At 71.1% G+C, this 22,697-nt stretch carries 17 protein-coding genes and 1 pseudogene; 11 read left to right on the forward strand and 7 right to left on the reverse strand.

Annotated features, from left to right (window positions below; all coding sequences use genetic code 11):
• Window positions 1-22: 22 nt before the first annotated feature.
• A complete protein-coding gene (locus EGX94_RS12895) occupies window positions 23-2,257 on the reverse strand; it encodes a YhgE/Pip domain-containing protein (RefSeq protein ID WP_021798922.1) in 2,235 nt (744 codons plus the stop codon).
• Entirely contained in the window at window positions 2,254-5,028 is a 2,775-nt protein-coding gene (locus EGX94_RS12900; RefSeq protein ID WP_021798931.1) for an MMPL family transporter, read from the reverse strand. Before EGX94_RS12900 ends, EGX94_RS12895 begins: the two co-directional genes overlap by 4 nt.
• A gap of 305 nt (window positions 5,029-5,333) precedes the next feature.
• Between EGX94_RS12900 and mihF the strand changes: the two genes are divergently transcribed.
• The 7 genes from mihF to EGX94_RS12935 all read left to right on the forward strand — a co-directional run bounded on the left by mihF (window position 5,334) and on the right by EGX94_RS12935 (window position 12,635).
• A complete protein-coding gene (gene mihF, locus EGX94_RS12905) occupies window positions 5,334-5,645 on the forward strand; it encodes an integration host factor, actinobacterial type (protein WP_021798926.1) in 312 nt (103 codons plus the stop codon).
• A 3-nt stretch (window positions 5,646-5,648) separates the two neighbouring features.
• Window positions 5,649-6,263, forward strand: coding sequence for a guanylate kinase (gmk, locus tag EGX94_RS12910; RefSeq protein WP_021798923.1), 615 nt, complete (start codon window positions 5,649-5,651; stop codon window positions 6,261-6,263).
• Between the two features lie 126 nt (window positions 6,264-6,389).
• A complete protein-coding gene (rpoZ, locus tag EGX94_RS12915; RefSeq protein ID WP_021798925.1) occupies window positions 6,390-6,776 on the forward strand; it encodes a DNA-directed RNA polymerase subunit omega in 387 nt (128 codons plus the stop codon).
• A 119-nt stretch (window positions 6,777-6,895) separates the two neighbouring features.
• Window positions 6,896-8,086, forward strand: coding sequence for a methionine adenosyltransferase (gene metK, locus EGX94_RS12920; protein WP_021798929.1), 1,191 nt, complete (start codon window positions 6,896-6,898; stop codon window positions 8,084-8,086).
• Window positions 8,087-8,158: 72 nt separating this feature from the next.
• The gene (locus EGX94_RS12925) at window positions 8,159-10,165 is read left to right on the forward strand and encodes a primosomal protein N' (protein WP_123826397.1); all 2,007 of its coding nucleotides are present in this window, start codon (window positions 8,159-8,161) and stop codon (window positions 10,163-10,165) included.
• A 95-nt stretch (window positions 10,166-10,260) separates the two neighbouring features.
• On the forward strand, window positions 10,261-11,223 hold the full coding sequence (fmt, locus tag EGX94_RS12930; protein WP_021798452.1) for a methionyl-tRNA formyltransferase: 963 nt from the start codon (window positions 10,261-10,263) through the stop codon (window positions 11,221-11,223).
• Window positions 11,220-12,635 carry an RsmB/NOP family class I SAM-dependent RNA methyltransferase gene (locus EGX94_RS12935; RefSeq protein ID WP_021798456.1) on the forward strand — a complete coding sequence of 472 codons (1,416 nt, stop codon included), beginning with the start codon at window positions 11,220-11,222 and terminating at the stop codon, window positions 12,633-12,635. Before fmt ends, EGX94_RS12935 begins: the two co-directional genes overlap by 4 nt.
• A 246-nt stretch (window positions 12,636-12,881) precedes the next feature.
• On the opposite strand, the gene EGX94_RS12940 is transcribed toward EGX94_RS12935, so the two are convergent.
• The gene (locus EGX94_RS12940) at window positions 12,882-13,463 is read right to left on the reverse strand and encodes a transposase (protein WP_021798466.1); all 582 of its coding nucleotides are present in this window, start codon (window positions 13,461-13,463) and stop codon (window positions 12,882-12,884) included.
• A gap of 106 nt (window positions 13,464-13,569) precedes the next feature.
• Between EGX94_RS12940 and EGX94_RS13525 the strand changes: the two genes are divergently transcribed.
• On the forward strand, window positions 13,570-14,049 hold the full coding sequence (locus EGX94_RS13525) for a hypothetical protein (RefSeq protein ID WP_021798455.1): 480 nt from the start codon (window positions 13,570-13,572) through the stop codon (window positions 14,047-14,049).
• Here the strand turns inward: EGX94_RS13525 and EGX94_RS14490 are convergent.
• The 3 genes and pseudogenes from EGX94_RS14490 to EGX94_RS13530 all read right to left on the reverse strand — a co-directional run bounded on the left by EGX94_RS14490 (window position 14,037) and on the right by EGX94_RS13530 (window position 15,817).
• On the reverse strand, window positions 14,037-14,171 hold the full coding sequence (locus tag EGX94_RS14490) for a transposase (RefSeq protein WP_226906106.1): 135 nt from the start codon (window positions 14,169-14,171) through the stop codon (window positions 14,037-14,039). The two genes, EGX94_RS13525 and EGX94_RS14490, sit on opposite strands and share 13 nt — an antisense overlap.
• 1,103 nt (window positions 14,172-15,274) lie before the next feature.
• Window positions 15,275-15,526, reverse strand: a pseudogene (locus EGX94_RS12955) (IS256 family transposase); the annotation flags it as partial.
• A 6-nt stretch (window positions 15,527-15,532) separates the two neighbouring features.
• Window positions 15,533-15,817, reverse strand: coding sequence for a hypothetical protein (locus tag EGX94_RS13530; protein ID WP_155948345.1), 285 nt, complete (start codon window positions 15,815-15,817; stop codon window positions 15,533-15,535).
• Between the two features lie 205 nt (window positions 15,818-16,022).
• Between EGX94_RS13530 and rpe the strand changes: the two genes are divergently transcribed.
• Together rpe and EGX94_RS12970 are read left to right on the forward strand one after the other, a co-directional pair.
• Complete coding sequence (rpe, locus tag EGX94_RS12965; protein WP_192962712.1) at window positions 16,023-16,682, forward strand: ribulose-phosphate 3-epimerase; 660 nt, start codon at window positions 16,023-16,025, stop codon at window positions 16,680-16,682.
• Between the two features lie 83 nt (window positions 16,683-16,765).
• Window positions 16,766-18,097, forward strand: a complete 1,332-nt coding sequence (locus EGX94_RS12970; RefSeq protein WP_021798461.1) for a C1 family peptidase — start codon at window positions 16,766-16,768, stop codon at window positions 18,095-18,097.
• A 126-nt stretch (window positions 18,098-18,223) separates the two neighbouring features.
• Here the strand turns inward: EGX94_RS12970 and EGX94_RS12975 are convergent, their stop codons facing one another.
• Window positions 18,224-19,051, reverse strand: coding sequence for a PAC2 family protein (locus EGX94_RS12975; RefSeq protein WP_021798459.1), 828 nt, complete (start codon window positions 19,049-19,051; stop codon window positions 18,224-18,226).
• Window positions 19,052-19,197: 146 nt separating this feature from the next.
• Between EGX94_RS12975 and metH the strand changes: the two genes are divergently transcribed.
• Window positions 19,198-22,680 (forward strand): methionine synthase, encoded by a 3,483-nt coding sequence (metH, locus tag EGX94_RS12980; protein ID WP_226906107.1) that lies wholly within the window; start codon window positions 19,198-19,200, stop codon window positions 22,678-22,680.
• Window positions 22,681-22,697: the final 17 nt, after the last annotated feature.

Genomic DNA, 22,697 nt, shown 5'->3' on the forward strand with positions numbered 1-22,697 from the left:
CGCGCACCCCGTCCCGAGCCGCTCACCCGAGCGTCGGATCCGTGGTCGCGGGGAGTGTCGTCGTGCGCGAACGGCCGGTCAGGACGACGAGCGCGACGACCGCAACCAGCCACCACACCAGGAGCGCCGCGATCATGCCGGCCAGGCCGGCGCTCGTGGGCACCGCCATGGCGCGCAGGAGACCCACCGAGGGATCGGTCGGCAGGAAGCCGGCGACCGACTGCATCCAGGCGGGCTGGGCTGACCAGACGCCGCCGACGACGGCCAGGATGAGCACGGCCAGTGCCACGACGGGCCCCCCGATGCGGTGGACGGAGCCGAGGGCCTGGTTGATGGCGAGGAAGACGAGCTCGATGACGAATGCCGCCGCGGCGACGGCGAAGAAGGCCCCGAGCCCCGGGTGCAGGGCGAGGGCCGCGACGGCGCCGACGATGAGGCCGCAGGCCGCGGAGAACAGCAGGGTCGGGCCGAGCGAGCGCAGCGCCAGCTGCCAGGTCGGCAGGTTCGACTCGAAGGCCGTCCTCGTGATCGCGGGGCTCACCGCGCTGAAGGCGATGGCCGCCACCCACAGGGCCACGACCCCGAACAGGGCGACCGCCGAGCGGGTGTAGGAGCCCAGACCGCTCGTCGTGGAGACGAGAGGGGTCGTGACGACGTCGGAGATCTGGTCGCGCTGGTCGGAGGTGTAGCTGGGCACCTGGTTCGAGGCGTCGCGCAGGCTGCTCGCGAGCGTGCCGGCGCCGTCCTTGAGCCCGGTGGTGCCGTCGTGGAGGCTCCGGGCGCCGTCGGCGAGAGAGTGCGAGCCGTCCCGGGCCGTGTTCATGCCGGTGACGAGCTGGTCGGCCCCGCTCTTGGCCGAGGAGATGGCGTCGACGAGGGACTGCGAGGATGAGGCCAGGGTGCTCGTGGCGCCGGAGAGGCCGTCCGCGCCGGTGGCGACCTGCTGGGCGCCGGACTGGAGGTTCGTCGCGCCGGAGGCGAGGTCGTTCGCGCCGGCGGCGGCCTGGGAGGCGCCGTCGGCGAGCGAGCCCGCCCCGTCCGCGAGCCGGCCGGCGCTGTCGGCCGCCTCGCCGATGCCGCCGGACAGCCCGGCGGCGCTCGTGTTGAGGGCCGAGGTGCCGGTGGCGACCTGGGAGGCCCCGGACTGCAGGGCGCCCATCTGCCCGCCCAGCTGGTCCAGCCCGTCGGCGACGCCCTGGCAGTACGCCGTGACGCCCTGGGCGCAGGCGTTCGCGGCCTGCTGGAGCTGGGTCACGGAGGTGGCGACGGTGTCGACCCCGGTGCTCACTCCGGCGGCGCCGTCGGCGAGCTGCTGGGTCTGGTCGGGCAGACCGGTGAGCTGCTGCTGGGCGCCCGACAGGGCGCCGGCCAGCTGGGAGGCGCCGCCCGACAGGGTGCTCGCCCCGGAGCTGAGGGTCTGGTTCGCGCCGGCGAGCCGGTTCGCCCCGTTCACGACGTCCGTCGTGCCGTCGGACACCTGGTGGGCGCCGGTGGCCAGCCGGGAGGCGCCGTCGGCGAGCTGCTGGGTCTGGTTCGGCAGGTCGGCGGTCCGGGTCTGCAGCTGGCCGAGGCCGTCGGCGAGGCCCTGCTGGCCGGTCGCCAGGGTGTCCATGCCGTCCGCCAGCGTGCCGGCGCCGTCGGCGAGTCGGGAGGCGCCGTCATCGGCGCTCGTCGTGCCGGCGGACAGTTCGTCGGCCCCGTCCGCCGCTGTCGACAGCCCGTCATGCAGAGTCCCCATGCTCGTGAGGACCGTGTCGACGTAGGTCTGGGTGATCTGCTGGCCGAGCGAGCGCTCGGCGGCGTCGGCCAGTGTCGTGCCGACCTGGGCGTCGAGCAGCGGGGAGTCGGCCGCCGTGGTGATCGTCACGGAGGCCTGGGTGACGGCGCCCGCGTCGTTCCCGGCCACCGAGGTGGCCTTCGCCGAGAAGTCCGAGGGGATCTCGACGGCGACCGAGTAGTCGCCGTCGGCAAGGCCCTGGGAGGCGTCGTCTGCGGTGGTGAGCACCCAGTTGTAGTCGTCGCCGCTCGCGTTGACGAGCTCCTTGGCGAGCTGGCGGCCCATCGGGCGCACCTGGCCGTCGACGGTGACCGGGGTGTCGTCGTTCACGACGGCGGCGTTCACCTTGTCCAGTTGGGATCCGGGGTCGTGGAAGGCGAGCACGAGGACGCCCATGAGGAGGGCGGGCACGCACAGCAGCGCCACCCAGGTGCGCCAGGAGGCGCGTCCCCGCAGATTGCCGATCGTTCGTGCTCTCATCGTGAGGCCTCCTCGAGAAGGATGGTGGATCGGGCGGACCGCTCGTCCGCGCCGGCGGTGTCACCGGTGCGCTGCGGCGCCGGGCGGGCGTGCTGCGGCGGCGGCTCCATCGGGATCTCGACCGGGACCGCGCCGGCGGGCAGCACGTGAGCGACCGAACCGGGGTTCGCGCCGGTGAGCAGGACGCAGGCTCCGTCCGCGACGAGCCGGCCGATGAGCTCGCGGGCCCGGGCCGTGCGGTTCGCGCCGATGACGGCGTCCGCGTCGTCGACGGCCGCCAGCGCGACCCCGCGGTGCAGCCCCTCGGCGAGGACGCCGTTGACGTCCTTGCCGCCGGAGGCCAGCACGCTGCGGGACCGGACCGCGGCGTTGCGCTCGGGCAGCAGGAGCCCGGCCACCCGCGCGTCGCCGTCGAAGCCGGCGAGTCGGCCGGTGAGGCCGAGCATCAGCTCGGACTTGCCCGAGCCCTCCGGCCCGGTGAGGACGGCGATCCGGCCGGGGTGCAGGTCGAGGTCGATCGGACGGTTGAGCGCCGCGCCGTTGCGGTCTCGCACGACCATGGCGCGCGTGGCGACGGCCTCGCGGGGATCGGCGGGCCAGCCCTCGAGCGAGAGCTGACGGGCCAGGCCCGCGCCCTCGACGTCGAAGCGGGGCAGCGCCCTGGCCAGCCGCTCGGGCATCGACCAGGCCCGGTGTCCCAGCAGTGTGAGGACCGCCGGGACGAAGGTCATGCGCACGATGAAGGCGTCGACGAAGACGCCGACCGTCAGGGCCGTGGCGATCGGCTTGATGATGCCGGAGCTGCCCTCGGGGATGAACATCGCGAAGACGCTCAGCATGATGAGCGCGGCCGTGCTGACCACCGGGGCCGCCTTGCGGAAGCCGTTGTGGATGGCCTGCACCGGGTCGCCGCTGTGGACGTACTCCTCGGCGGTGCGCGAGACGAGGAAGACCTCGTAGTCCATGGCCAGCCCGAACAGGACACCCATGACGATGATCGGCAGGAAGCAGATCAACGAGCCGGTGAAGTCGGCGCCGAGCCGCGACGCCAGGTGACCGTCGACGAAGATGCTCGTCGTCACGCCGAAGGAGGCGAGGATCGACAGCAGGTAGCCGATGGTCGCCTTGATCGGCACGGCGATCGAGCCGAAGACCATGACGAGCAGGACGAGCGAGAGGCCGACGACGAAGACGCCGTAGGGCAGCAGGGCGCTCGTGAGCTTCGCCGAGACGTCGACCGCGACGGCCGTGATGCCGGTCACCGCGAAGTCGCGGAAGCCGTACCGGTCGGCCATGGCCGGGCCCCGGTCGCGCAGCGCCTGCACGAGGTCGGCGGTGGCGGCCGAGTCGGGGGAGCCGGACGGGATGACCTGGACGATGCCGTAGGTGCCCGACTCGTTGGGGGTGGACATGGCGATGTGCGCGACCCCGTCGATCGTCGCCAGGTCGTCGCCGAGCCTGTTCATGCCGTCGATCGGGTCGGTGCTGTCGAGCACGTTCACCACGACGATGAGCGGGCCGTTGTAGCCGGGGCCGAACTCGTCGCTGATCGTGTCGTAGGTGGTGCGCACGTCGGTGCCGGCCTCGGCGGCGCTCTCCATGGGCAACGACAGCCTCAGACCGGTGGCCGGCACGGCGAGGGCGGCGACGGCCGCGACGACGAGGACGATGGTGACGAGCGGGCGCGCGGTGACGAGGCGCACCCAGTGGCCGAAGAAGCCGTCCCGGCCGGAGCGGCTGCGGCGCGCCCGCGGGGTGATGCGGGTGCCGAAGAAGCCGAGCGTGGCGGGCAGCAGCGTGAGGGCCACGCACACCGCCGTCGCGACGCCGAACGCCGAGGCGACGCCCATGATCGTGAGGAAAGGGATGCGCGCCACGAACAGGCCCACGAGGGCGATGACGACCGTCATGCCGGCGAAGAGCACGGCGGTGCCGGCCGTCGCGATGGACCGGGCGACGGACTCCTCCGGGTCGAGACCCTGCGCGAGGTTGTCCCGGTAGCGGGAGATGATGAACAGCGAGTAGTCGATGCCGACGGCCAGGCCGATCATCACCGACAGCAGCACCGTCGTGCTCATGATGGTCATGACGCCGGTGGCCGCGTAGACGAGCGACTCGGTGACCCCCACGCCCACGAGCGCCATGACGATCGGGACGAAGGCGGCCAGGACGTTGTGCAGGAAGATGATGAGGAAGATCAGCGCGAGCACGACGCCGATCGCCTCGGTGACGGAGATCGTCGGGATGACGTTGTCGAAGGCCGAGCCGCCGACCTCGACCCGGGCGCCGTCGCCGATTCTCGACTGGAGCTGGGCCGCCGAGCCCCGCACGGCGTCGAGCGTCGCCCCGGTCAGGTCGTTCTTCTGCCCGTCGAACTGCACGGTGATGATCGCCGTCGTGTCGTCGTCGGAGACGGCGCCGTCGACCAGTGACGAGAACGGGGAGGCGACCGTCGAGACCTGGTCGAGCGCGTCGATCTCGTCCACGGCGGCGCCCACCGCGTCCTTCACCGGCTGGGCGCTCACCGAGGAGCCCTCGGGCATGGCGACGACGATCTTCGCCGAGGTGCCGGAGACCTGCGGGAAGACGTGGTTCAGCGTGTCGAGGGCGTTCTGCGAGGACGAGCCGGGGATGCGCACCGTGTCGTTCGTGCCCTTCGACAGCGTGTTCATGAGGACGATGCCGGTGACGAGGACGAGCAGCCAGGCCAGGACGACGAGAACGCGTCGGCGGTAGGCCGCGCGGCCGAGGCGGTACAGGTGGGAGGACATGGGATGCGGACCTTCAGGGCGGGGACGGAACCATCGGAACTGATGAAACCATCATTTATGGTAAGCCCCTCAGGATCAAATCGGGCCTCAGGGCACCCCGCGAGACGTCCTGAGTCGACCCGTCAGGGTCCCCTGGGGAACCCCCCTGAGGCTGTCTCAGGGGTCGAAGGGGTCCATTTCGTGAGGATTTGCCCAGAAATTGGCCACTAACAAGGCACGGAGGAAGAAAAACCGCCACTCAGGGGGTACCTTGTTCCCAAAGCCGGGTCCAAGGAGTCCCCGGCACGTTCGAATGGAGAGGATCCATGGCCATTCCGACTCTTTCGCCCGAACAGCTCCAGTCAGCTCGTTCGGCCGCCACGCAGGCCCGTCGCGCTCGCGCGGACTTCAAGAACAGACTGCGCAGGGGCGAGCTCACGCTGGGTCAGGCACTCGACCAGGCGGCGGGGGACGACGTGCTGGCCCACATCAAGGTCGTCGACCTCCTCAAGGCCCTCCCGCGCGTCGGCGAGAAGCGCGCCGCCGCCATCATGGAGCGGCTCGACATCGCCCCCAACCGTCGCGTGCGCGGTCTCGGCCACCACCAGATCGCAGGGCTCAAGAAGGAGTTCCACTGACCCATGGGCGAGCAGCGATCGGTTGCCGGTGCCACCCCTCACGAGCCCGGCGGCCGCATCGGTGCCGCACGACCGGGGGTCTACGTCATCTCGGGACCCACGGCCGTGGGCAAGGGCACGGTCTGCGGCAGGCTGAAGGCGCTCCACCCGGAGATCTTCGTGTCCGTCTCGGCGACGACGAGGAACCCCCGTCCCGGCGAGACCGACGGCTCCGCCTACTGGTTCGTCACCGATGAGGAGTTCGACCGGCTGATCGCCGAGGACGGGCTCCTCGAGTGGGCCGTCGTGCACGGCACCCACCGGTACGGCACGCCGCGCCGCCCCGTCGAGGAGGCCGTCGCCGCCGGCCGCACCGTCATCCTCGAGATCGACCTCCAGGGGGCCCGCCAGGTGCGCGGCTCCTACCCGATGGCCACCCACATCTTCCTCGCCCCCCCGAGCTGGGACGAGCTGGTGCACCGCCTCGAGGACCGCGGCACCGAGACGCCCGAGCAGCAGCAGCGTCGACTTCGCACCGCCGCCCGCGAGCTCGAGGCCCGGTCCGAGTTCGACGAGGTCGTCGTCAACGGCGAGCTCGATGAGACCGTCGACAGGCTGGTACAGTTGATGCGATTGTGAGCCCCGCGCTCACGACGCAGTTGTTCCCGCGGCTCGCACCCGGTGTCGGGCCGTCACACCAGACGGGCGCCGGCGCGCCCGTCGCGACAACGATTCCCCACGGGGATTCAGACGAGGGTTGCAATCTTGACCAGCATGACTCCTGAGGGCTCGACCACGCCGTCCGTCGACGAGTTGCTCGAGCACGTCGACTCGAAGTACCGTCTTGTGCTCGTCGCCGCCAAGCGCGCACGTCAGATCAATGCCTACTACTCCCAGCTCGGCGAGGGCCTGCTCGAGAACGTCGGTCCGCTCGTCGACACCGCGCCGCAGGAGAAGCCGCTGTCCATCGCCATGCGGGAGATCAACGCGGGCGTCCTGGAGTACAAGCAGATCGACCCCGCTGCCGAGGCGGTCGCCCGGGCCGAGGCGGCCAAGGACCCCGACTTCGACTTCGGGGACCCGCTGGCCGACCTCGATGCCTTGGCCGACCCCGTCCCCGCCCCGACCGAGCCGGGCACGGACCCGGCCTGAACCGGCCCGTCGATCGTGCCCGCCGCGGCGCGCACGACGCGGAGCACCACCAGTGTCCCCGGGCCGTCGACGGGGCGTCATGCCCGGCTCTTCGCCGGGCGGAAAGCAGGCAGCAGCCAATGAGCAGGTCGTTCACCTCCGAGTCGGTCACCGAGGGCCACCCCGACAAGGTGGCCGATGCCGTCGCCGACGCCGTCGTCGACGGCATGCTCGCCCAGGACCCCGCCTCGCACACCGCGATCGAGGTCCTCGTGAGCAACGGCGTCGCCGTCGTCGCGGGGGAGGCCACCACCGAGTCCTACGTCGACATCGCCGACATCGCCCGCGCCCGCATGCTCGAGATCGGCTACGACTCGTTCGACAAGGGTCTGGACGGCGCCACGTGCGGCGTCATGGTGTCCCTCAACAGCCAGTCGCCCGACATCGCCGGCGGTGTGGTGAGCTCCTGGGAAGTGCGCTCCGGCTCGGCCGTCGACGAGGCCGACCGGCAGGGCGCCGGCGACCAAGGCCTCATGTTCGGCTACGCCTGCACCGAGACCCCCGAGCTCATGCCGCTGCCGATCCACTTGGCCCACCGCCTGTCCGAGCGCCTGTCGACGGTCCGCCGCGACGGCGTCCTGGACTTCCTCGGCCCCGACGGCAAGACCCAGGTCACCATCGACTACGACGGGATCGTCCCGATCGCCGTGACGAACGTCGTCGTCTCCACCCAGCACGCCGAGGGCGTCGACCTCGACTCCGTGCTCGCACCGGCGATCCGCCGCGAGGTCATCGACCCGGTGCTCGCCGGCTATGCGGTCGCCTCGGACGACGTGCAGGTCCTCGTCAACCCGTCCGGACGCTTCGTCATCGGAGGCCCCCAGGGCGATGCCGGTGTCACCGGCCGCAAGATCATCGTCGACACCTACGGCGGCATGGCCCGCCACGGCGGCGGCGCCTTCAGCGGCAAGGATCCCTCCAAGGTCGACCGCTCCGCCTCCTACGCCGCGCGCTGGGTCGCCAAGAACGTCGTCGCGGCCGGCCTCGCCGAACGCTGCGAGGTGCAGGTGAGCTACGCCATAGGCCGCGCCCATCCGACGAGCCTGCACGTCGCCACCTTCGGCACCGGCGCCGTCCCGGACGAGCAGCTCGTCGCGGCGGTGCGGCGGGTCTTCGACCTGCGTCCGCGCTCGATCATCGCCGCCCTCGACCTCCTGCGCCCGGTCTACTCGCTGTTCACCAACAACGGCCACTTCGGCCGTGAGCTGCCCGAGGCCACGTGGGAGCGCACCGACCGCGCCGACGCCCTCACCGCCGCCGTCCGGGGCTGACCGGGCCGCGCTTCGCGCGGGGCTCACCGGCCGGCGGCGTCCGTGTCGGCGCCCCCGCCTAGGATCGTCACCATGACGACCACCGACGCGCCGGCCCCGACACGGCGCATCGCACGCGTCGCTCTCGACGTCCACCTGCCCCACCTCGACCGCTTCTTCGACTACGCGGTGCCCGAGGCGATGGCCGACGCGGCCGTCGTCGGGGCCCGCGTCCGGGCACGCTTCGCAGGACGCACGGTCGACGGCTTCATCGTCGAGCTGCCCGACGACTCCGCGGTCGAGCGGCTGTCGCCGCTGTCGCGGGTGGTCTCGTCCGAGCCGGTGCTCGACGCCCACCAGATCGCGCTCATCAGGGCGGTCGCCGATCACTGCGCCGGCGCCTTCGCCGACGTCATGCGGCTCGCCGTGCCGCCACGGCACGCCGCCACCGAGGCCGCCGAGCAACACCCGTGGCCCGCGCCGGAACCATCGTACGTGCCCTCCGGGGCCCTCGAGGACGCGCCCGGAGGGCCCCGCTTCCTCGAGGCGCTGCGCCGGGGCGGTCGGTTGCGGGCGCACTGGCAGGTGCCACCGCGCTTCTTCACCGACCGGGACGGGGCCGACGACTGGCGCCGCGGCTTCGTCCAGGCCTGCGTGGCGGCCCTCGACGCCCACCGCGGCGTCCTCGTCCTCGTGCCCGACGTGCACGACGTGCGACGCATGCGCGACGCCCTCACCGCCTGCCTCGGCGACGGCTGCGTCGCCGAGCTCCACTCCGAGTCGGGGCCGGCCGCCCGCTACCGCACCTACTTGGCAGCAAGCAGGGGGCGGGCACGCGTCATGGTGGGCACCCGGGGGGCCTGCTACGCGCCCCTGCACGACCTCGGGCTCATCTGCCTGTGGGACGACGGGGACGACCTGTTCGCCGAGCCCCGGGCCCCCTACCCGCACGCCCGCGACGTCGCCGCCCTGCGCGCCGCGGCCGAGCCGTGCGCCCTGCTCTACGCGTCCTACGCGCGCTCCTGCGAGATCGAGCGCTGGGTCGAGTCCGGCTGGCTGGTCCCTCTGGCCTCGCCCGCCGCGACGACGCGCCGCGTCTGCGCCGTGGTGCGCGTGGCGGCGGACTCGGACGAGGAGCTGCGCCGCGACCCGATGGCCTCCGCCGTGCGGATCCCGCGGCGCGCCTTCGAGACGATCCGCGCCGGTCTTGCCTCGGGCCCGGTGCTCGTCCAGGTGCCCCGCTCCGGCTACCTCGCGGCCCTCGCCTGCGCTGACTGCCGCGCTCCCGTCCGGTGCCGCGGCTGCAACGGGCCGGTTCGGGCCGACCGTCTGCCCGATGGCGGCCGCAGGCTCTCGTGCCGGTGGTGCGGACGCACGATGACCTCTTGGCAGTGCCCGCGGTGCGGATCCGCCCGGCTGCGGGCCCCGCTCGTGGGCTCGCGGCGCACGGCCGAGGAACTCGGCAGGGCCTTCCCCGGGGTCGTCCTCGTCGACAGCTCCGGTCAGACCGTGCGCGAGAGCGTCGGCGAGACGCCGGCGCTCGTCGTGGCGACCCCGGGCGCCGAGCCGGTCGCACGGGCCGGCTACGCGGCCGCCGTCCTGCTGGACGGCTCCCTCATGCTCGGCAGGGCCGACCTGCGCGCAGCCGAGGAGGCGCTGCGGCGCTGGCTCTCCGCCGTCGCGCTCGTCCGCCCCGCGGCAGAGGGCGGCTCCGTCTGCCTCGTCGGCCCCCCGCAGGACGCTCCGGTGCAGGCCCTCGTCCGGCTCGACCCGGCGGGTTTCGCCGCCCGCGAGCTGGCCCAGCGCGCCGAGGCGGGCCTCCCGCCGGCCACGGCCATGTGCGCCGTCGAGGGGCCCGAGCGCGTCATCACCGACTTCGCCCGGCTCGCCGCCTGGCCCGAGTGCGCCGAGGTGCTCGGCCGGGTCGAGCTCCCGCCGTCCGAGCCGGGGGCCGAGCCACTGTGGCGGTTGCTCGTCCGGGCGCCGCGGCGGGCCGGGGGCGAGCTGGCGGCCGCCGCCAAGAAGGCCCTCGCGGTGCGCAGCGCGCACAAGGAGCCGGGGGCCGTAAGGGTGCGCATCGACCCGGTCGACCTGTCCTGACGGCGGGTCCGCCCGGAGCGGCGGTCGGACCGCCCGCCCGGAGCGGAGCCTGGGTAGGCTGTGGCACCGAGCGGGGGAGCGAGAAGGAGGGGCCCATGCGCATCGTCTTCGCCGGCACGCCTGGGACGGCGGTCCCCGGTCTGCGGGCACTGACAGGGGCCGGGTACGACGTCGTGGCCGTCGTCACCAGGCCCGACGCGCCGAGCGGGCGGGGGAGGCGACTCAGGGCCTCGCCCGTCGCCGATGCCGCGCAGGAGCTGGGCATCGAGGTGCTCAAGCCGTCGCGCCCGCGCGACGAGGACTTCGTCGCGCGCCTCACGGCGCTCGCCCCCGATGTCTGCGCCGTCGTCGCCTACGGCGCCCTCATCCCCGAGCACGTCCTGGCCGTCCCGGCCCACGGCTGGGTGAACCTGCACTTCTCCCTCCTTCCCGCTTGGCGAGGCGCCGCCCCCGTGCAGCGGGCACTCATGAACGGCGACACCGTCACCGGCGTCACCACCTTCAGACTCGTCCCGGCCCTCGACGCAGGCCCCATCCACCGCCGGCTGCGCGTGCCCGTCGGCACCGACGAGACGGCCGGCGAGCTGCTCGACCGACTGGCCGTCCTCGGCGCGGACGTGCTCGTCGGCACCATGGCCGACATCGAGGCCGGACTCGCCCCCGTCGAGCAGGACGACGAGGCCGCTACGACGGCCCCGCGGATCGAGGTCGCCGAGGCCCGGCTCGACTGGACCGTGCCCGCCGCCCGGCTCGCGCGCACCGTCCGCGGCACCAGTCCCCATCCCGGCGCTTGGACGCTGCTCGAGGGACGGCGCTTCAAGGTGCTGGCCGCCCGCGTCGACGACCCGGCCTCAGCGGGCCCCCACCCCGGCGCGCTCGCCCCCGGATGCATCGAGGCCGACGCCAGGCACCTGTGGGCCGGCACCGGAGACGGGGCGCTCGAGCTCGTCCGCGTCCAGGACTTCGGCAGGAGGGCCATGAGCGGGGCCGACTGGGCGCGTGGCGCCAGACCAGCCCTCGGCGCCCGCTTCGACGACGGCGGGCGGGAACCGGCATGAACGACCACGGCCGCCCCCGCAGCGGACGCGGGCGGTTCCCGCACAACCCGTCCCGGCACGAAGCCGGACGCGCGCGGGCCCGCCGTCCCCTCGACCGGCCCAGGCGCACCGCGCTCGAGGCACTGCGCGACATCGACCGCGGCGACGCCTACGCCAACCTCGCCTGCAGCCGCGTCCTGGACGAGCAGCGGATCACCGGCCGCGACGCGGCCTTCGTCACCGAACTCGTCTTCGGCACCTGCCGCATGGCCGGCAGCTACGACGCCATCATCGAGAAGGCCTCCGGACGCGACCTCGACGAGCTCGAGCCCGATCTCGTCGACGTGCTGAGGCTCGGCGCCCACCAGGGCCTGACCATGCGCGTGCCCGACCGTGCGGCCGTCGACACGAGCGTCGACCTCGCCGCCCACGTCGTGGGGGAGCGCGCCTGCGGCATCACCAACGCCGTCATGCGCCGGATCGTCGCTCGTCCGTTCGAGCAGTGGTGTGCGCTCATCGCCGGCGCCGATCCGGCCCGCGAGCGCGAACTGCGCACCGGCCACCCGCGGTGGATCATCGACGCCTACGCCGAACTGCTCGACCCAGACGAACTCGAGCCGGCCCTGGCGGCCGACAACGCGGCCGCCGAGCCCACGCTCGTCGTACGCCCCGGCCTGTGCGAGCGCGACGAGCTCGCCGAGGCCGGAGCCGTTCCCACCCGCTGGTCGCCGTGGGGCGCCCGGCGCGCCGGCGATCCGTCCGAGGTCGAGGCGGTGCGCACCGGCCGCGCCGGCGTGCAGGACGAGGGAAGCCAGCTCGTCTGCCTGGCACTGAGCCGCGCCCCGGGCCTGCGCGGACCGCGCTGGCTCGACCTGTGCGCCGGCCCCGGCGGCAAGAGCGCCCTCCTGCGTGGTCTCGCCGACCGCCACGGCGCCTTCCTCGTCGCGAACGAGGCCCAGCCGCACCGGGCCCGCCTCGTGAGGCTCGCCCTGCGCCGCTACGATCGGCGCGGTCACCAAGTGATCGTCGCCGACGGCGGCGAACCGGCCTGGGACGAGGCCGCCTTCCAGACCGTGCTCGCCGACGTGCCGTGCTCGGGCCTGGGCGCCCTTCGGCGACGCCCGGAGTCGCGGTGGCGCCGCGACCCGGCCGACCTCGACGAGCTCGTTCCGCTGCAGAAGGACCTGCTCGACGTCGCCCTCGGCTCAGTGCCCTCCGGCGGGCTGGTGGCCTACGCCACCTGCTCGCCGCATCGTGCCGAGACCGCCGACGTCGTGGCCGGCGTGCGTGACCGGGTCGAGCTGCTCGATGCCCCGGCCCTCATCCCAGAAATACCCGGGGCTGCCGCGGCCACCGATCCCCGCTTCGTCCAGCTGTGGCCCCACAGGCACGGCACCGATGCCATGTTCCTGGCGCTCATGCGCAAGCGATGAGCGATGTCAGGGCCCGGATGGCCCAACCGTGTGAACGGTATCGTCGCAGCCGGGGGAGATCATGTCGGGACGCCAACTGCTGATCGGAGTGATGAACAGGTTCGCAGGGCCGTGACAACTGATGCGGATATGCGGACGGATCTCTGTGCAATCCATGTGCCGAAGCGATCGAAGAAGCAGAAGCAGGGGACGAACCCGCCACTCCATTGAAAAATCAGGGGGATTCCATGGATGCATCAATGGCCGTCATGGAACAGGATCGTTTCTGGTTTCGCGGAGTGGGAGGTGCTCGAAGTCGTAGTCGAATGTTCGGCCGGCGATGTATGAGGCGAACGCGCCGAAGGTTTCTTCGGGGGTCTCGTGCTGGATGGTCGCGATGTTGTTCTTGGCCGCGTTCCGGACGTGCTCGGCCGGGTTGTGGTCGGGCGCGTACGGCGGCGGATGGGTCGGTGTGATGCGCTCCAGCAGCCGGCCGGGCTCGTGGAGGCCGGTCAACGCTTTCGCGTGGTGGAATCGGGCGTTGTCCAGGACGACCGCGATCTTCTCTGCCTCGGTTTCGCGTTGGAGTCGTTCCAGCGCGAGGATCGTCTGCTCGGTGTTCTGGTTCTGCTCGGTCGGGTACGGCGTGACTGTTCTGCTGGTCGGGGGGAGGGCGTCGGAGAAGGACTGGGACGTCTTCTGCCGGTCCACGGACAGTTTGGTGCGTTGTCCTTTCGGGGGCTGCATGCGGCGGGTCTCGGCCTCGTGCTCCAAGCGGACCTCGTCTGCCGTGCAGACCTCCCAGCCTTGGTCCAACAAGCTTTTGACTTGGGTCTTCACCTCGGTCATGCGTCGGGTGGTGGCTTTCTCGTTGCGGTGCTCGCCGAACGGGTCCGGGCGGTTCGGGGCTCGGCCCGCAGAACCGCAGGAGCAGCTGGTACGAGAAGTCCGACTGGTGTTCCACGTCGAACAGGGTCTTCACGGCGTCACGTATCGCCGGGACGTCCCAGAACTCGGCGCGGACGCCCGTCCGGGAGGGCGGCTGGGCCAAGATGGCCTTGAGTTCTTCCTTCCGGGTGCGAGTGAGTTTCGCCGCGTTCTGGTTCCCGGCATGGCCGGTCAGCACCGAGCACATCCTGGTGGCCTGCCACTCGGCCAGCCATTCCTGCACGGTCCGCTCCGTGCGCTCAACCATTTCAGCGATGATATCCACATCAACGCCACGGGAGGCGTACAGAATCGCTTCTGCTTTCATCCGAACCAGCACACGATTGTCGGAACGCTTCTTCCACCTGATCAGGACGGCTGTTTCTTCCGGGGTGACCCCGACCTGCATGTCCCGATCATATCCGGAACAGCACAGGAAATCCACGAAAAATACGGTTTCGTTTCATGTCAGCCATACGAAGCAATGAGGTTTATTCATGGGGTGTAGGTGAATATGATCCCGAGTATTGCTGTGATGGTGTCGGTGGGGCGTCTGCAACGGGGTTTGAGGCTGTGCCAGGTTTTGAGGTGGGCGATGACCTGTTCGATCTGCCATCTGATCTTGTTGATGGCCCGGTTGTAGTTCTTGTCGGTTTCTGGTTGGGGTGGTCCGGCTGGTTTCTTGACGGGGGGGGGTGGTCATGTCCCAGTCCGACGTATCCCTTGTCTGCGGTGTGCCGGGTGTGAGAGGACATCTGGTCGGATCATTGCTCTGAGGGTCATCGCTGCTGTCGAGGAGGCCGGATTCGGTGAGGGCCCGCGCGTCGTGGGTGCGGCCGGGCACCGGGTCGGGGGCCAGGCGGGGTGTCCGGTCGGGGAGCAGGCCACCTGGAGGTTGACTCCGGTGGTGTGGTGTTCGCCGGAGTGGAGTTCGGGCTTGTCATGCCAGGCCCAGCAAGGTATGGGGGTGCCGTCGATGATCAACCGGGTGCCCGGCTCGAGGTCGTCTGCGGTGGAGGCGTTCTCGGCCGGGGCAGCGGCGATCGGGGGCGTCTGGGCGAACAGGACTCCGGAGACGGTGGGTTGGGAGATTGCGAACGGTTCGGCGAGGGACTCCTGTCCGAGGTTGTGGCGCAGGCTGGCCAGAACGAGTCGGATGCTCCGGTGGGGGCCGAGCCTGCGTGATCCGGCCGCCGGCGGGTCACCGCCGGTTGCCGCGTGGATCTTCTGGCACAGGTCTTGTATCCGGGCGTGAGTCAGTCGTGTGATGGCATGCGGTTCGCGGTCTGCTCCTTGATTGTTTTTGGTCACGCATTAATCATCTCGGGACAGGCCGCCCTTCGTCTTCTGCGACACGCCTCAGCGAAGTCACCGACAACAGCTCAGATCAACCCTATGAAATACGCCTCAATGTCGATGCGGTGCGAGACGCAATCGAGGTCGATGACTCTTCGATCCCTCTCCGAGGGTGCGGTTTCTGGGGCCTGGCCCCGTGCGGTTTGCTCGTGGGGGGTCGACCGAGTCGTGGTTCGAGTGCTGCTGTGGGGGCGTCTGGGGGCGCACTGGTGGGGCGGGGCGTCTGCAGCGGGTCCTGAGGGCGTGGGAGGCTGATGACAGTGAGCTTCGGCGAGGGAGATCGGCCGGGGCCCGCGGAAGAGTGGGTGGCCCGGTGCGCGGCGGTGTTCCGCGGACACCACCGGAGCCTGTCAATGTTTTTGTGTAAGCGGGGTTGGTTAGAGGTAGGGGTTGATGCGGTCTGGGTAGGCGGTGGTCAGCTGGGCGAGGGCTTGTTTCCAGTTGGTGGTGGTCTGGCCCTCGACGAGGCGGGGCTTGGCCCTGCGCTTGCCGGCGGGTTTGCCTCGGTCTCGTTCGCGTTCGAGAGCGCGTTTGTCCTCGATGTTGCAGATCGCCAGCCACAGTAGTTTCACGGCGGCGGTGTCGTTGGGGAAGTGTCCCCGGTTCTTGGAGACCTTGCGGAGTTGGTATGGCCGTCATGAAACGAAACCGTATTTTTCGTGGATTTCCTGTGCTGTTTCGGATATGATTGGGACATGCAGGTTGAGGTCACCGGGGAAGAAACTGCCGTCCTGATCAGGTGGAAGAAGCGCGCGGACAATTATGTGTTGGTGCGGATGAAAGCAGAAGCGATCCTGTACGCTTCTCGAGGCGTTGATGTGAGCATCATCGCTGAAATGGTTGAGCGCAGCGTGAAAACCATCCGGGAGTGGCTGGCCGGTTGGCGGGACAGCAGGATGTGCTCGGTGCTGACCGGGCATGCGGGGAACCAGAACGCGGCGAAACTCACCCGTGCCCAGAAGGAAGAACTCAAGGCCGTCTTGGCCCAGCCGCCCTCACAGTCCGGGATTGATGCCGAGTTCTGGGACGTCGGCGGTGTTCCGCGGACACCACCGTCCTGCCACTCGAGGCACGTGATCCGGCTGGTCCGCCTCCCGGCCATGACCCTAGACTTGCCCCGTGACCATGCGCATCACGCCCAGCGTGCTCAACGCCGATCTGTCCGACCTCGCAGGCACCCTCGCGAGGATCCCCAGCAGCGACGCCGTGCACGTCGACATCATGGACAACCACTTCGTGCCGAACATGACCTTCGGCCTGCCCGTCGTCGAGGCCCTGCGTCGGCGCACCGAGCTGCCGATGGACATCCACCTCATGGTCGACAATCCCGACGTCTACGCGCCTCAATTCGCCGAGCTCGGCTGCGAGTCCGTCACCTTCCACGCCGAGGCCTCCGCCGCCCCGATCCGACTGGCCCGTGAACTGCGCCGCCTCGGCGCCCGCGCCTCGATGGCCCTGCGTCCGGCCACCCCGATCGAGCCCTACGCCGACATGCTCGGCGAGCTCGACCAAATGCTGCTCATGACCGTCGAACCCGGCTTCGGAGGCCAGAAGTTCCTCGACCTCGTGCTGCCCAAGATCAGGCGCGCCCGTCGGCTCGTCGCCGCCACCGGCCAGGACATCTGGATCCAGGTGGACGGGGGAGTCGGCGTCGAGACGATCGGTCGCTGCGCCGAGGCCGGCGCCGACGTCTTCGTCGCGGGCACCGCCGTCTTCCGCGCCGACGACCCCGACGCGATGGTGCGTCAGCTGCGCGAGCAGGCCACCGCGGCCTGCTCCCACTGAACCACGACCCCCGGGTCACGGCCACGGCACCGAGCGACTGGGGCTGCGAATCGTTCTCACCTGACGGTGGTTACCCTGGTGCGGTGAACACGCAGAACCCAGCCATCGACCAGGACACCATCACGGCGCTGACCGAGCGCTTCGCTGCCGACCCGACGGCCCGCGTCGCCCAGAACGCCGTCGCCACCACCGACGTCGACACGCTCAGTCTCGACCGGTCCGTCGTCGCCTCGACCGACCCCACCGTCTCGAACCGGGTGGACAGTTGGCACGCAGCCAACCAGAAGAAGTCCGGCCGATGCTGGCTGTTCAGCGGTCTCAACCTGTTGCGCAGCGGCGTCATCGACCGGCTCGATCTCGAGCCGGACTTCCAGTTCAGCCAGGCCCATCTGCACTTCTGGGACAAGCTGGAGAAGGCCAACTGGTTCCTCACCTCGATGATCGAGCTGGCCGACCGTGCGCTCGACGACCGCACCGTGCACCAGATGCTCGCCGACCCGATCGGCGACGGCGGCCAGTGGGACATGTTCGTCGCCCTCGTCACCAAGTACGGCGTCGCGCCCAAGTACGCGATGCCCGAGACCTTCTCCAGTTCGAACACCCATTCGATGAACGCCCAGCTCGAGAAGATCCTGCGCCGTGGCGCTCTCGTCGTCCGCGAGGCCGCCGCACAGGGCCGCGGCGAGCGGGCCCGCCAAGAGATCCTCGAGCAGGTGCACCGCGTCCTGTCCATCCACCTGGGCACCCCGCCGACCAGCTTCATCTGGCAGTACCGCGACAAGGACGGGAACTTCGTGCGCGGCGGCGAGCTCACCCCGACCCAGTTCGCCGCCCAAGTGCTCACCGTCGACGTCGACGACTACGTCTGCCTCGTCAACGACCCGCGCCCGAGCAGCGGCTACAACCGCATGCTCACCGTCGACCGCCTCGGCAACGTCGTCGGCGGACGTCCGGTGCGCTACCTCAACGTCGCGATCGACGTCATCAAGCGGCTCGCCGCCCAGATCATCTGCGACGGCCAGCCGGTCTGGTTCGGCTGCGACACGGTCCCGCAGTCCGACCGGGAACGGGGCATCTGGGACGCCCGGCTGCACGACTACGAGGGGGTCTACGGCATCGACATGTCCACCACGAAGGCCGAACGCATGGTCAGCGGTCAGTCCGCCATGACGCACGCCATGGTGCTCACCGGCGTCGACCTGCTCGACGGCGCACCGCGCCGTTGGCGGGTCGAGAACTCCTGGGGCGACGAGAAGGCCGACAAGGGCTTCTGGACGATGAACGACTCCTGGTTCGCCGAGTACGTCTACGAGGTCGCCGTGCCGCGCCGACTGCTGCCGGCCGAACTCGCCGCCGTCCTCGACACCGAGCCCGCCGTGCTGCCGCTGTGGGACCCGATGGGCGCCCTGGCCTGACCCACTGGGCCACCGCACGGGCGCTGCGGACGGACCGGCCCGCACCATCGTGCCCGACCGGCCCCCGCGCGACCGTCGGCGCGGGGGTCTGGAAGGCGGACCCCCACTGCCTGCGCAGAACCGCCGCTACTGGCCGCGTCGGCGCAGATAGCGCTGGAACTCGGCGGCCAGGGTGTCGCCCGTCGTGTCGGGCAGGTCCTCGGCGTCCTGCTGCTCCTCCAGATCGCTGATGTACTCGGCCACATCGGGGTCGCTGCTGGCCAGCTCGTCGACCCCGCGCTCCCAGGCCTTCGCCAGCTCGGGGATCTCGCCCGGGTCGAGCGCCTCGTCGATGAGGTCCTCGACCCGGTTCAGCAGGCTCAGCGTCGCCTTCGGACTCGGGGGAGTGGCGACGTAGTGCGGCACCGAGGCCCACAGCGTCACGCACGTCAGGCCGCCCCGGTCGCAGGCCTCGGCGAGCACGCCGACGACGCCGGTGGGGCCCTCGTAGTCGCTCGGGGCGATGCCCAGCTCGCTCGTCAGACGCTCATGGCTCGACGACGCGTTGACCGGCAGGGGGCGCGAGTGGGGCGAGTCGGTGAGCATGGCGCCCAGGATGACGACCAGCTCCGGCTCGACGCGGCGGATGGCCTGGACGAGGGCCGAGCAGTAGGCGCGCCAGCGCAGGTTCGGCTCGGGGCCCGCGATGAGCAGCGCGTCGCGGTGCGGCAGATGACACAGCGAGATGTCGGTCGACGGCCAGCTGATCCGCGGCTCGCCGTCGGCGAGCTCGACTCGCGGTCGGGTGGCCTGGAAGTCGTAGTAGTCCTCGGAGTCGAGGCAGTACCGGGGCTCGGTCGGGTAGGTGTCGGCGAGATGCCTGACGACACCGGTGGCCGCGTCGGCGGCGTCGTTCCACCCCTCGAAGGCGGCGATCACGACGGGCGGCTTGCGCGACACAACTGGCTCGGCCATGCCACCAGCGTAATGGCCGGGCCGGCGGCACGAGAGTCCGCCGGTGATTCCCCGACGCCGACGCACGACGCCGGGAACGCGTCCACCAGATGCGCGCCCCACCGGGCGTTCCGCCCCGCCCGCCTACGCTTGGACGAGTGGATGCGTTGAACCTGCGAGAGGCCCTGGCCGAGAGAGTCCTCGTCGGGGACGGCGGTATGGGCACGATGCTGCAGAGCCGGGAGCTGACGGCCGCCGACTTCGACGGCGCCGAGGGCTGCAACGAGATGCTCAACCTCACCCGCCCCGACGTCGTGCGCGCCGTCCACGACGGCTACCTGAACGCGGGCTCCGACGTCATCACGACGAACACCTTCGGCTGCAACTGGGCGAACCTGACCGAGTACGGCCTCCAGGAACGCCTCGGCGAACTCGCCGCGGCGGGCGCGCGCATCGCCCGGCGGGCGGCGGACGAGGCCCCTGGACGGCGCTGGGTCAGCGCATCGGTCGGGCCGGGCACCAAACTGCCGAGCCTCGGCCAGACCGACTTCACCACCCTCGAGAACGCCTACGAGACACAGCTCGACGCGATGATCGCCGAGGGCATCGACGGCATCCGGCTCGAGACCTGCCAGGACCTGCTCCAGGCGAGGGCCGCCGTCATCGCCGCGCGGCGCGCCTGCGCCCGGGCCGGCGTCGACCTGCCGATCACCGTCTCGGTGACCGTCGAGACCACGGGCACGATGCTCGTCGGCAGCGAGATCACCGCCGCCCTGGTGGCCCTGGAGCCACTGGGCATCGACATGATCGGCATGAACTGCGCCACCGGTCCCGCCGAGATGCGCGAGCACCTGCGCGCCCTGGCCTCCCACGCCCGGTGCGCCCTCATGGCGATGCCCAACGCCGGCATGCCCGAGATCACGCTGAGCGGAGCCCGTTACCCGCTGACGCCCGACGAGCTCGCCGACAGCCTGCTGGAGTACACGGAGGACTTCGGCCTGTCCCTCGTCGGCGGCTGCTGCGGCACGACCCCCGAGCACATCGCCGCCCTGCGCCGCGCCATCGGCACCGACCGCCCCGTCGCCGAACGCAGCCCCGAGCCCCTCAACGCCGTCTCGAGCCTGTACTCGGCCACCGAGCTGACCCAGCAGACCAGCTATCTCGCGGTGGGGGAGCGCACCAACGCCAACGGCTCGAAGGCTTTCCGGCAGAGGATGCTCGCCGGCGACCTCGACGGCTGCGTCGAGATCGCCCGTGCCCAGACCAGCCAGGGCGCCCACGTGCTCGACCTGTGCGTCGACTACGTCGGACGCGACGGCGCGCAGGACATGGCCGCGCTCGCCGCGCGCTTCACCACCGACGTGACACTGCCCGTCATGATCGACTCGACCGAGCCGGCGGTCGTCCGGGCCGGCCTCGAGCACCTGGCCGGGCGCTCCATCATCAACTCGGTCAACTTCGAGGACGGCGACCGCCCCGACTCCCGCATCAACCAGGTGATGCCCCTGGTGGCCGAGCACGGGGCCGCCGTCGTCGCCCTGACGATCGACGAGGAGGGCCAGGCCCGCACCGCGCGCTGGAAGCTGCGGGTCGCCGAGCGCCTCATCGCCAAGCTCACCGGCGACTACGGCATGGACGAGGCCGACATCCTCGTCGACTGCCTCACCTTCCCGATCGCCACGGGTCAGGAGGAGACCCGCCGCGACGGCATCGAGACGCTCGAGGCCATCGCCGGGCTCACGAGGCGCCACCCGCGCGTCCACACGACGCTCGGCGTCTCCAACATCTCCTTCGGCCTCAACCCGGCGGCCCGGGTCGTGCTCAACTCCGTCTTCCTCCACGAGGCCGTCGAGGCGGGACTCGACTCGGCCATCGTCCACGCCGCGAAGATCATGCCGATGGACCGCATCCCCGACGAGCAGCGCCGGGTGGCGCTCGACCTGGTCCACGATCGCAGACACCCCGGCTACGATCCGCTGGCGCGGATGCTCGAGCTCTTCGAGGGCGTCTCGGCGGCCGATGTGCGGGCCGGCAGGGCGGCCGAACTCGCCGCCCTGCCCCTACCGCAGCGGCTGCACCGGCGCATCGTCGACGGGGAGACCGACGGCCTGGACGCCGACCTCGACGAGGCCCTCATGACCCGCGACCCGCTCGACATCATCAACAACGACCTGCTGGGTGGCATGCGGGAGGTCGGCGAGCTGTTCGGCTCGGGCCGCATGCAGCTGCCCTTCGTCCTCGCCTCGGCCCAGACGATGAAGCGGGCTGTCGCCCACCTCGAGCCGCACATGGACGCCGTCGGCGGCGTCGACAAGGGCACCCTCGTGCTCGCCACGGTCAGGGGCGACGTCCACGACATCGGCAAGAACCTCGTCGACATCATCGTCTCGAACAACGGGTACCGGGTCGTGAACCTCGGCATCAAGCAGTCCATCGACGCGATCATCGAGGCGGCCGAGGCCAACGGCGCGGACGCCATCGGCATGAGCGGACTGCTCGTGAAGTCGACGATGGTCATGCGCGACAACCTCGCCGAGCTCGACCGGCGCGGCCTCGGCCGGAAGTACCCGGTGCTGCTCGGCGGCGCCGCTCTCACCCGCGGCTTCGTCGAGCACGACTTGGCCGGCGAGTACAGCGGCCAGGTGCGCTACGCCAAGGACGCCTTCGAGGGGCTGTCGCTCATGGCGAAGGTCATGGCCGTCAAGAACGGCGAGCCGGGCGCGGCCCTGCCCGAGCCGCGGGCGCGCCGGGTGCCGGTCTGTCGGCCCGACCGCGCCGACGCCCCCGGACCCGCCCCGCGGCGCTCGGCCGTCACCCGCCCGGTGCCCGGCGGCGTCGAACCGCCGACCCCGCCGTTCTGGGGCACCCGCGTGGCCAAGGGCATCGGCCTGGACGAGATCGCCGCCTGGCTCGACGAGCGGGCCCTGTTCCGAGGCCGCTGGGGCCTGCGCGCCGACGACGACCGCTCCTACGAGCAGGTCGTGGCCAGCGACGGCACGCCGCACCTGCGCGCCTGGCTCGACCGCATCAGAGCCGAGCAGTGGGCGGTGCCGGGCGTCGTCTACGGCTACTTCCCCTGCTGGAGCGCGGACGGCCGGATCAACATCGTCGATCCGCAGCGTCCCGACGAGCCCGATGCCGTCGTCGCCGGCCTCGAATTCCCGCGCCAGAACCGCGAGCCGTGGCTGTGCCTGGCGGACTTCGTGCGCGACCGCGCCGAGGCCGAGCGACACGGCCCCGACACCCTGGGACTGCAGCTCGTGACGATGGGTTCGCGCCTGTCGCTGGCGACCCGGGAGCTCTTCGAATCGGACTCCTACCGAGACTATCTGGAGCTGCACGGCCTGTCGGTGCAGCTGGCGGAGGCCCTGGCCGAGCTGTGGCACCACCGGGTGCGCCTCGAGCTGGGCATCGCCGCCGAGGACGAGGACATCGCCGCCGTGCTGCGCTCGCAGGACTACCGCGGCGAGCGCTACAGCCTCGGCTACGGCGCCTGCCCCGACCTGGCCCAGCGCCGGGTCATCGCCGAGCTGCTGCGTCCCGGACGCATCGGTGTCGAGCTGAGCGCCGAGAACCAGCTGCACCCCGAGCAGTCGACCGATGCGATCATCCTCACGCACCCGCAGGCCGACTACTTCACCGTCCGCTGAGGGCGGACGCCCGCCCT

The sequence above is a fragment of the Propionibacterium acidifaciens genome (assembly GCF_003798325.1).
Taxonomy (GTDB): Bacteria; Actinomycetota; Actinomycetes; order Propionibacteriales; family Propionibacteriaceae; genus Propionibacterium; species Propionibacterium acidifaciens.